We start from the raw sequence: 9932 nt of genomic DNA on the forward strand, positions 1-9932 counted from the left end.
CTCAACTTCGGACGAACCGCCCGATCTGCTGCCTGCTGACGACGAACCACTGAACACCTCCACGACGAGGTGTTGCGACGACCAGTTGAATCCGCCTTGCGAGCCCCTGTCCGTGTGCACGATGCAGCCGGCCACGTCACCGCGCCTGGCGACTGCGGTGTTGAGCGCGGCGACCGCGAGCCGGGACTTCATCCTCGAGTCGATCGAGTAGCCCACGATCCGATTAGAGTAGACGTCCTTGAACGCGCAGACGTAGAGCTTGCCTTCGCCGGTGCGGTGTTCGGTGATGTCGCCGATCCACAGCTCGTTCGGCCCATCGGCCTTGAACTCATGCCGGATCACGCCGTGCTTGTCGACCACGGCGCACAGGTCGTCGTGGACCGGTGGTCCGGGGTTCTTCGCTTTGCCACGCTTGGGCTTGCCGAACGCACTCCACCAGCCCATGTCAGAGCAGATCCGCCATGCCGTCCGCTCAGCCATCGACTCGCCTGCGTCACGGGCCTCGTCGACCAGGAAGCGGTAGCCGAACTCCGGGTCGTCGCGGTGGGCGTCGAACAGCGCGTTCGCGCGGTAGGCCTCCCCGAGTTCGGAGCCGGTGACCGGTTGGGCGAGCCAGCGGTAGTAGGGCTGACGAGCGATCTTGAGCACCCGACACGTCACCGTGACGGGGACCCCGTCGACAGCCAGCTCGCGGACGAGCGGGTACATCATTCTCCCGGCAGGTTCGCCTGCGACAGATACGCAGCGGCTCGCCGCAGGACCTCGTTCTCCTGCTCCAGCAGCCGGATCCGCTTCCTCGCCTCACGCAACTCGGCATTCTCGGCCGCGGTCGCCCCCGGCTTCACTCCATCCTCGACATCGGCGGACTTCATCCAGTTCGTCAGACACGACTCGCTGATGCCGAAGTCGGCAGCGATCTGCTTGAGGTGGACTCCCGGCTCACGGTTCCTGGCGACGCGAACGACGTCATCTCGGAACTCCTTGGGGTACGGCTTCGGCACAGTGCACATCCTTCCAGCGGCACCTCTTGGCACCACCGATCAGATGTCACCTATCTGTGCAGCAGTCCCCCCCGAAGCCCAGCGCGCTGGCCCGCCCCTGGCTGAAGGCGTTGATGTTGAACCCCAGCCCGGCCAGGAACATCAGGTAGAGAATGCCGATGGCCCCCATGTCGTACACCAGATCCGCCCGACCGAGCCACCCCAGCCCGAACGGGCCGAAGAGCATCCCCAGGAAGATCAGGGCGAGCAGCCCGGGAACCCGGAAGCGCGCACCGAGGATCGGACCGGCCAGGATCGAGGCCAACAGGACGAGGATGGTCATCTCGACCGTGGCCACCAGTGCGCTCATGGCCAGATGCTAGTCAGCCCTGGGGTTGTTCGAAGTTCGGTGTCCGGGGGGTGGCGAGGAGCCGTGGCGGCACGAGGATGAGGAGGCGCCTTTGAGATGGCTTCAGTGCACGATTGCTTTGAGGACTATCAGGACTGCGCCCAGCACGCAGGTCACCAGAGCGCCGACCAGCCCTCGCAGGGGGCGAGCGGTCCACGACGCGACGCCGAGCCACCCGAGCAGTCCAAGGACGACCACCGCTGCCCAGAGTGTCCCCCAGATTGCGGTGCTGTCACGGATCACCCCCAGGACGCCAAGGGTCAGGACGACCAACGGGATGACCCCTGCTAGCAGCAGGCCCCAGGAGTGGACCAGCCCGTCGTGGATGGCGGCGCCGAGTCGAGCCCACGTGGGAGTGCTGTCGTCGAGGACGTCTCCGAGGTGCGCGACTACCCCGGCGTAGACGTGGGCGAACCAGAACACGATCAAGGTGGCCAGCACCTTGATCAGCACGTCCCAGGAAGCGTCCGCGGAGTTGGCGACCACGACGACCTGCGCGGCCACCAGGACCACGCCGTAGATCGCCGGTTCGCTGATCTGCCTGAGTGTCGGTGAGGTGAAGACGGCTGATCTCGACATATGTCACGGGCCTTCCAGCTCAAGGTGTGTGGAAACACGAGACAGTGCACCACGGGCGGGGGTTGTTCTGGGTGTTCGCGTTGCCTGTAGTGTGACGGTGATCCTTGCTGCTCGGCTGGGCATATCCAGCAGGAAAGACCATGATTCGCCTCCTCATTCGCACCGGGATCTTCATCGGGACAGCAGCCGTGGGTCTGCTTGCCGCCGCAGCCGTCGTCGATGGCGTGCAGCTCTCCCTCTCGGGGTTCCTCGTTGCCGTGGGAGTCTTTGCGCTGGCACAGAGCATCCTGGGGCCGTTCATCTTCAACATCGCCCGCCAGTACGCACCGGCCATGCTCGGCGGGATCGGGCTGGTATCGACGTTCGTGGCACTGCTCATCGCGTCCCTGTTCCCCGACGGTCTGCGCATCTCAGGGGTCTTCACCTGGGTGCTGGCCACCCTCGTGGTCTGGATTGTCACCGCATTCGGTGGCTGGCTGCTGCCTCTGGTGCTGCTGAAGAACCGCGCCGGGTCTCGCGACTCGGTAGCCAGCTGACCTGCGACAGAAAGGAACTACCCAGAAGTGAGTACCGATTCGTTCACCGCTCCGATCGACTTCGCCGTCTTCATCATTCGACGTGACAGCGATGTCTCGGCCGCGGCGCGCCAGCTTCGCAGCCAGATCGACAGCGGCACCTTGACGCTGCTGGACATCGAGGTCCTAGCCCTGGGCGAGGATGGTCGCGCTACCCGTGAACCGCTGGAGGCACTCACCCACAGCGATCCAGGAGCCCTTGGCGACCTGCAGTCATCGGAGTCCGACCTGCTCGACGAGGAGGACCTGGCTGACCTGGCCGACGAGCTCGGCCCGGATGAGCTTGCCGTGGTCCTGGTCTATGAAGACCGCAGCCTGGCGACCGCCGCCGCGCACCTGGCAGCCGAAGGCGGCCGCCTGCTGTGGGCCGGAGGCGTGCACACCGATGAACTCGAGCATGCGCTCGAGCAGACGAAGGAGGCATGAGCCATGGGCTTGTTGCGCACCGCGGCACGCGCCAGCGTGGCCGCTCACGTGGTCGGTAATGTTCCACGTGGTCGGTAATGTTCAGCGAGCCAGCACCAGCGGTGGGCCGCCCAGGATGCAGCGGCAGCCCCGAGCGCCCCGGCACCGCCCGCGCCCCCAGCGCCGGCTCCTCCCGCACCGCCTGCAGCAGCCTCTGCTCTCAGCAGTGCCGACGTGATCACCCAGCTGCAGCAACTGGGGCAGCTGCGCGAGTCCGGGGTTCTCACCGAGGCCGAGTTCGAGACCCAGAAGACCCGGATCCTCGCCGGCGGCTGACACTGCCGGGCCAGGCAGCCACGTCTGTCGATCGGCTACCCGTGCGCGGATCGGCTACTGCGAGGGTGTGAACGGGGCTCGGGATTCGGCTAGTACCGCCTCGTGGACGGCTGCGGCGCGCTTGGCCGTCCAGTTGTCGAGGTTGAGGACTTGTGCCCATGCGCCGACGTGTTCGCCGGCGAAGTTGTGCCCGAAGCCCGGACCGGGTTCCATGGCCAAGGCCATGTCGGTGGTGACCTGCCAGAAGGTCACGAAGGGCACCCACCGGACCTGGGGAAGGACATCGGGACCGCGTGGCTCCTCGAGCCAGTCCGGACGATTGAGAATGAGGTCGAAGTTCCACCAGGTCGTGGCATCTGAGGGATGCACCATGTAGAGAACCCGGGTCCCCTGCCAGGGTCGGGTAGCCGGCTCGGCCGGGCGCATCGGGTCGTCGGTGAAGCGCACCGTGCGACCGTCCTTGTAGATGGGCGCGATCTGGGTGCTGCCGCTCTGGCGGTCGTCGAGGAACTGCCCGAAGTGATGGTTGAAGCTCGGCGGTCCGGTGAACACCGCCCCACTGATGCGGTTGGCCATGTCGAACTCGCCACTGAAGGCGGCCTCGCCCCCGTAGGAGCCCAGGCTCTCGCCGAACACGTACAGAGCGGGACGCTCGCCCTGCGGCAGGCGGCTCCACCGTTCATAGACCGCGTCGAAGAGTGCGCGACCGGCGTTGCGAGCGTTCTGCTGATCTGCCAGGAACGAGATCGGAGAGGGCAGGAAGGAGTACTGCATCGACACCGTCGCGCTATCGCCGTAGGTGAGATGTTCAAAGGCGCTGACCGAGGTCGGCTCCACCCACCCGGTGCCGGTCGGGGTCACGACCAGCAGATACGAGCGCTCGAAGCCGCCAGCGCGCTCCAGGTCCTGCACCGCAAGTGCCGCGCGGGTCTCGAGGTCCTCAGCCGAGTCAAGCCCGGCGTAGACGCGGACGGGATCCAAAGTCACTTCGGAACCCTGCCCCGACCGTTCAGCCACCTGGGCGATCCGGGTGGCGTTGGGACCCTGCCCCGCGAAGCCCCGTCCCTGGAATCCCAGCGTGTCCCACGAGATCAGCGACTCCGGGCTACCCGAACGCAGCGGGCTCATCGGGGCCGTCACCCCCTGCGGTGTCCCGCCGTTGGTCAACGAGAACGCCGCGTTGACCGCTGTAGTGACCCGCTCGAAGACGAACCCATTGAAGACCAGGGCGACCGTGGTCACCAGAGCAGCGATCCCGATCACCCTGGCCGCCCGTGGGCCCACGACCCGACGCAGTCCGGCAGTCAGTACCCCAGTGATCCGGCGCAGCAGACGGGCGATGCAGACGAACAGGACAAACACCAGCACAGCCACGGGGATGACCAGGACCGCCGCGAGCGGGGTCTGCGGCTCCATCTCCAACAACCGAGAAGCCTGCCGCTGCCAGGTCACACCAAGGATCACCGCCACCACCAGCAGCGCAGGGGCGGCGAACAGCAGAGCCCTGACCCTCGAGGCCGACGGTTGACGTGCCTGACGGTCGGCAAGCTCACGCCACACCCACGCCCCCAGCACGCCCAGCCCATAGCCGATCGCCGCGGTGACCCCGGCGATCACCCCCTGATACAACGCAGGCCGCGGCACCAGGGAAGGCAGAAAGGACAGCGTCGCCAGGATCAGCGCAGTCCACGCCCCCGGCAACGACAGCCCGAGCCCGGACCAGAAGCGAGACACCCGGGACGCCTCAGGATCTGTCATCGGGTTGCGAGGAAGGCGTGGTAGTCGCGCTCGGAGAGGTCGGCATACGCCGTCGACCACTCCACGATCGCGGTGGTGAGCCTGTCTCCGTTGCCGATGTAGCCGACGATCTCGGCCGCTCGTGGGGACTGGCTGTGCGCGCGGGCGAGAGTCACCGCGCAGGCCTGGGCGTAGGTGATGAACGGGCGGTCGTCGAGGTCCTCGACATCGATGCCGCCCTTCATGTCGTGGAACTGGCGCACGTACAGGTCGAAGCCCTCGGCGCGCAGGTAGCCCAGGAACGGGTCCGAGACGGCCTGCAGGATCCGTTGCAGGGCGACCACCCGCGCGCCCTGACCGTGGGTCCCGACCGCCTCGGTGAGCACCTGCGGCTGCTCGATGCGGCCGTACTGCTCGAGCACACTGCGACCGGCCTCCTTGGACTGCAGGATCAGACCGTTGCCGTCACCGTCCTCGAACAGGGAGAGCGCACACCGGGTTCCAACACTGCCGACCCCGACAACCCGCAGCGCCAGGTCCACCTCCCGGTAGTGGCTGAGCAGCATCCGGATGCCCGGGCCGGCACTGGCGCGGTAGGCATCGGTGTAGCGGTGCACATTCTCGGCGACCTCGGGCTTCGGCTGGTCCATCGTCGGCGGCGCCATGACGAACCGCAACGAGCCGTCCGCGTCCCGGGTGGTCAGGCGGCGCACCGCCCGCTCACCGGTGCGACGTTGAGCGGACTTGATCGCCGAAGCGATCACCCGGCGTGACTTCTTGTCCAGCAGCCCAGCACCGCCCCTGGGGTCGATATGGGTGTAGTAGCGCTGCAGCGGCGTCAGCTCCAGACTCGCAGCCAGCGCAGCCCGGTAGGCGCTCACCGTCGTGCGCGCCGCGGTCTCGATGACGTGTGGGGTTCGGGACGAGTCCCGCCCCCCGACGATCACACTGGTCACCAGGCGCTTCAGATCCCACTCCCACGGAGCCCAGGCCGCCTCGTCGAAGTCGTTCAGATCGAAGACCAGCGTGCGCTGCGGAGAGGCGTAGAACCCGAAGTTCGACACGTGCGCATCACCACAGGCGACCACGAGCAGACCGGTATGCGGTGAGCGGGCCAGGTCCGCCGCCATCAGGGCAGCGGTCCCCCGGTAGAACGCGAACGCGCTCTGCGACATCCGCTCGGCGCGCAGCGAAATGAGCTCCTGGAGGCGGGTGGAGTTCTGCTCCCTCAGGATGCCCAGCGGATCCCGGCTCCCAGGCGGCAGCTCGGCCAAGGTGGAACGGGGAGTCTCCTGGCGGCGCCTGCGGCCGGAGACCACTAAGTCGGGTGTCGATGGCCGTGGGCGTGATGGCATGCTGCGTACACTATCGCGCGCAGCCGGGCACCGAAAAGGGAGACGTCGTTTCTGGCAAGTCGCACGACCCAGCAACCCGCTCAGGCAATAGGATTCCTCGTGATGCGGGGATGTTTCCCGTCGGCGCTGTCGACCCATCCCGGCCCAAGGAGACCTACCATGACAATCACACTCGAACGCAGGCGCACCGGCTGGGACATCGTCCTCGGACTCGTGCTGGTCATCCTCGGATTCATGGTCCTGGGCAACGCCGTGCTGGCCACGGCCGTGTCCGTGCTCTGGATCGCCTGGCTCACCCTGATCGGTGGGGTGATGATGATCATCGTCGCGCTGGTCTCGATCCGCGCAGGCCTGTCCTGGTCCACCCTCCTCGGCGGTGCCGCCCTGGCAGTCCTGGGCCTGTTCATGCTGCGCAACCCCCTCGTGGCCGCCATCGCGCTGACCATGATGGCCGGGGCCATCTTCTTCGTCACCGGTGTGGTCCGTATCGGCCTGGCCTTCACCGTCCCGGCCCACAAGTGGGTCTTCATCCTCGGCGGACTGGTCTCCATCGTCCTGGCTCTGTGGATCCTGCTCAACCCGGCCGCCGCGACTCTGAAGCTGCTCGGCATCCTCCTCGGCGTCCAGGTCCTCAGCGAGGGCATCACCCTCATCCTCTCCGGGCGGCTGCGTATCGTCGACGCCACCGCCACGAAGGACAATGTCGACCCCGCCACGCAGAACGCTGCCGCCTGAGGGTGCGCGAGCCGGCTCCGAGCGCCCGTCGGCTGTGAACGGGTCCTCCGGGAAGCGCCGCGCAGGAGCGTCGCGATCGGTGCGCACGCGGCTGGGTTCTTGGTTGGCGGCGCATCCGGCCGATGTGGTGGACGTGTTCGTCTATGTCGTGATTCTCAATCTGGCCATCGAGTACCTGCCGACGGTCATCAGCGAGAGCTTCTCGCTCTCGCTGCTGACCGCGCTCCTGCTCAAGGTCACTCTCGAAGTGGTCCTCCTGGTCAAGGGCGCGGTGATGGCGCGCCTTCGCACGGCCGCAACGCGGCGAGCCAGGACAACCGCGGCCGTGATGCTCTGGGCAGTGGCCGCCGGAAGCAAGCTCATCGTGCTCTGGCTGATCGAAGCCACCTTCGGCGGCTCGGTCAGCCTGGGCGGATTCATCCCCGTGACACTGCTCGTCGTCACGCTGCTGCTCTCGCGCACAGCCCTTCGACGCCTGCTCTACCCAGAAGCGTCCTGAGCTGCGCCGATCAGGGGGTGACGATCGCGAAGTCCGGGTCGGGGGCGTCGAGCACGGACATGAGGCGCCAGAGTGCGTCGGCATCACCATCGACCCGTATGCCGAGGTCAGCCAGCTCTGACATCGACCCCGCTCCCACCAGCAGCGCAGGCAGCGCCAGACGCGGCATCCGCAGGCTCACATCAGCCGCGTGCGCCTGCTTCGCGGTGGTGTAGGTGAGCACACCGTTGACCAGCCGCAGCCGGTAGCGGCCATCCTCGGCGAGGTCGATGTCGATCTCGATGTGCTCGTTCCACGCCCTCGGGCCGTTGACCCGCACGGCGATCGCGCCGAACAGCTGGGTCGGGGACAGCGAAGCGAGCAGGTCAGCGGACAGCGCCGCGGTCGGACTGCCGAAGCTGCCGTGCCGCAGCTCGTGAGCACCGGAGAGGTACGCGCAACGCCACGTGCCGTTCTCGGCTCCGAAGCCCAGCTGCTCGAAGGTGGCGGCGAGCAGCTCCTTGCCGGGAGCATGGTCCGGCTCGGCGAACACCAGGTGCGAGGCCAGCTCGGCCGCCCAACGGTAGTCGCCGGCCTCGAAGGCGCCGCGCGCAGCCGTGAGGAGCGCGTCGACCCCGCCCATGGCGGCAACGTAGCGCACGGCGCGCTGCACCGGTGGGTGCTGCCACAGGTTCGCCGGGTTCGCGTCGTACCACCCCATGTACCGCTGATAGATGGCCTTGACGTTGTGGCTGACCGAGCCGTAGTACCCGCGGGTGTGCCACGCGGCCTCCAGTGCCGGTGGCAGCACCATCGCCTCGGCGATCTCGCTGCCGACCATCCCGGCGTTCATCATCCGCAGCGTCTGGTCGTGCAGGTAGCCATACAGATCCCTTTGCAGCGAGAGGTAGGCGCGCACCTCATCGCAGCCCCACGTCGGCCAGTGGTGGGAGGCGAAGGCGACATCGGTGACATCGGCGAACATGTCGATCGTCTCGGTCAGGTAGTCCGACCAGGCCTGGGCGTCACGGACCATGGCGTCTCGGATGGTCAGGATGTTGTGCATGGTGTGCGTCGCGTTCTCCGCCAGGCACAGCGCACGGAAGTCCGGGAAGTAGAAGTGCATCTCCGCCGGCGCCTCGGAGTTCGGCGTCATCTGGAAAACCATCCGCACCCCATCGATCACCTCCTCCTGCCCGGTGGACCTGACCTCGAGAGTCGGGTGGATCAGGCTGATCGTGCCGGTCGAGGTCGTCTGCGCCAGACCAGCGCCCACCTGACCGGTCGGGCTGCGGTCCAGGGCCGCGCCGTACATGTACCCCGCCCGCCGCGCCATCGCCGTCGCGGCGTAGACATTCTCCGAGATGGCGTGCTCGGCGAAATGCTCCGGCGCCAGCACCGGCACCCGCCCCGAGTCGACATCCTCCTGGGTGGTCACACCCTTCACCCCGCCGTAGTGGTCCACGTGACTGTGCGTGTAGATCACCCCGCTCACCACCCGCTGACCGCGATGCTCCCGATACAACGCCAGCGCCGCCGCGGCCGTCTCCACACTGATCAACGGGTCGATCACGATCACGCCCTGCTCGCCCTCGACAAGAGTCATCACCGACAGGTCGAACCCGCGCACCTGATAGATCCCGGGGACCACCTCGAACAGACCGTGCTTGGTCAACAGCAGCGACTGGCGCCACAGACTGGGGTTCACCGTCTGCGGAGCCTCACCTTCCAAGAACGCGTAGGAACCCATGTCCCACACCACTTTTCCCTCCGCATCGCGCACCACCACAGGCTCCAGAGCACCGATGAACCCACGAGACGCAGCCTCGAAGTCGGCAGTATCAGTGAACGGCAGCGACCTGGACAACTCGCTGTGCCTCTCGACAATGGGGGCACTGAACGCCTTCGCCGTCACCTCCGCCGACGGGACTGCTGCACGATCGGGTGACAGGTTGGGTCACGCAGCCTGAGTGGCTGGCGTGGTCATGATGGTCTCGAACTCGATGGGGGTCAATCGCCCGAGAGCGGCCTGTCGACGACGTCGGTGGTAGGTCCGCTCGATCCAGGTCACGATCGCGATCCGGAGCTCCTCACGGGTGGTCCAGGAGCGGCGGTCGAGGACGTTCTTCTGCAGCAGTGAGAAGAACGACTCCATGGCCGCGTTGTCGCCAGCCGCGCCGACACGGCCCATCGATCCGGCCATGCCGTGACGGTTGAGCGTACGGACGAACTTCCGGCTTCGAAATTGACCAGGTTCAACCGGTCGATGCAACACCAGCTTGTTGGTGCAAGAGTAGATGCTCGTTAAAGACTTCCGCTGGGGTCTTCCAGCCCAGTGATTTT

13 protein-coding genes are annotated in these 9932 nt (G+C 66.8%); 5 read left to right on the plus strand and 8 right to left on the minus strand.

Annotated features, from left to right (window positions below; all coding sequences use genetic code 11):
- The 4 genes from D1832_RS14705 to D1832_RS14720 all read right to left on the minus strand — a co-directional run.
- Positions 1-708 (minus strand): DDE-type integrase/transposase/recombinase (locus tag D1832_RS14705; protein ID WP_182434821.1); only part of this gene is annotated, 708 nt, incomplete at its 3' end.
- Positions 708-1001, minus strand: coding sequence for an IS3 family transposase (locus tag D1832_RS15610; RefSeq protein ID WP_083546229.1), 294 nt, complete (start codon positions 999-1001; stop codon positions 708-710). The genes D1832_RS14705 and D1832_RS15610, both read right to left, overlap by 1 nt.
- A gap of 46 nt (positions 1002-1047) precedes the next feature.
- Positions 1048-1350, minus strand: coding sequence for a cation:proton antiporter domain-containing protein (locus D1832_RS14715; protein ID WP_083546230.1), 303 nt, complete (start codon positions 1348-1350; stop codon positions 1048-1050).
- 102 nt (positions 1351-1452) lie between these two features.
- A complete protein-coding gene (locus D1832_RS14720; RefSeq protein ID WP_072625928.1) occupies positions 1453-1968 on the minus strand; it encodes a hypothetical protein in 516 nt (171 codons plus the stop codon).
- A gap of 140 nt (positions 1969-2108) precedes the next feature.
- Here D1832_RS14720 and D1832_RS14725 point away from each other — a divergent pair, with 140 nt between their 5' ends.
- The 3 genes from D1832_RS14725 to D1832_RS15615 all read left to right on the plus strand — a co-directional run bounded on the left by D1832_RS14725 (position 2109) and on the right by D1832_RS15615 (position 3284).
- Positions 2109-2504, plus strand: coding sequence for a phage holin family protein (locus D1832_RS14725; RefSeq protein ID WP_072625929.1), 396 nt, complete (start codon positions 2109-2111; stop codon positions 2502-2504).
- Positions 2505-2531: 27 nt separating this feature from the next.
- The gene (locus tag D1832_RS14730) at positions 2532-2969 is read left to right on the plus strand and encodes a hypothetical protein (RefSeq protein WP_072625930.1); all 438 of its coding nucleotides are present in this window, start codon (positions 2532-2534) and stop codon (positions 2967-2969) included.
- 213 nt (positions 2970-3182) lie between these two features.
- Positions 3183-3284 (plus strand): SHOCT domain-containing protein, encoded by a 102-nt coding sequence (locus D1832_RS15615; protein WP_205703081.1) that lies wholly within the window; start codon positions 3183-3185, stop codon positions 3282-3284.
- A 54-nt stretch (positions 3285-3338) separates the two neighbouring features.
- Here D1832_RS15615 and D1832_RS14740 read toward each other — a convergent pair whose 3' ends face one another.
- Positions 3339-5018, minus strand: a complete 1680-nt coding sequence (locus D1832_RS14740) for an alpha/beta hydrolase (protein ID WP_164513617.1) — start codon at positions 5016-5018, stop codon at positions 3339-3341.
- A 20-nt stretch (positions 5019-5038) separates the two neighbouring features.
- A complete protein-coding gene (locus D1832_RS14745; protein WP_230082797.1) occupies positions 5039-6295 on the minus strand; it encodes a DUF2252 domain-containing protein in 1257 nt (418 codons plus the stop codon).
- 240 nt (positions 6296-6535) lie between these two features.
- On the opposite strand from D1832_RS14745, the gene D1832_RS14750 reads away from it, so the two are divergent.
- Entirely contained in the window at positions 6536-7111 is a 576-nt protein-coding gene (locus D1832_RS14750; protein ID WP_072625933.1) for an HdeD family acid-resistance protein, read from the plus strand.
- Positions 7112-7190: 79 nt separating this feature from the next.
- On the plus strand, positions 7191-7610 hold the full coding sequence (locus D1832_RS14755) for a hypothetical protein (protein WP_072625934.1): 420 nt from the start codon (positions 7191-7193) through the stop codon (positions 7608-7610).
- Between the two features lie 10 nt (positions 7611-7620).
- Here D1832_RS14755 and D1832_RS14760 read toward each other — a convergent pair whose 3' ends face one another.
- Together D1832_RS14760 and D1832_RS14765 are read right to left on the minus strand one after the other, a co-directional pair.
- Positions 7621-9372, minus strand: coding sequence for an alkyl/aryl-sulfatase (locus D1832_RS14760; RefSeq protein ID WP_236953395.1), 1752 nt, complete (start codon positions 9370-9372; stop codon positions 7621-7623).
- Positions 9373-9546: 174 nt separating this feature from the next.
- On the minus strand, positions 9547-9932 hold a 386-nt coding region (locus tag D1832_RS14765; protein ID WP_241511039.1), incomplete at its 5' end, for an integrase core domain-containing protein.

This window comes from Dermacoccus abyssi, assembly GCF_003515945.1.
GTDB classification, from domain to species: Bacteria; Actinomycetota; Actinomycetes; order Actinomycetales; family Dermatophilaceae; genus Dermacoccus; species Dermacoccus abyssi.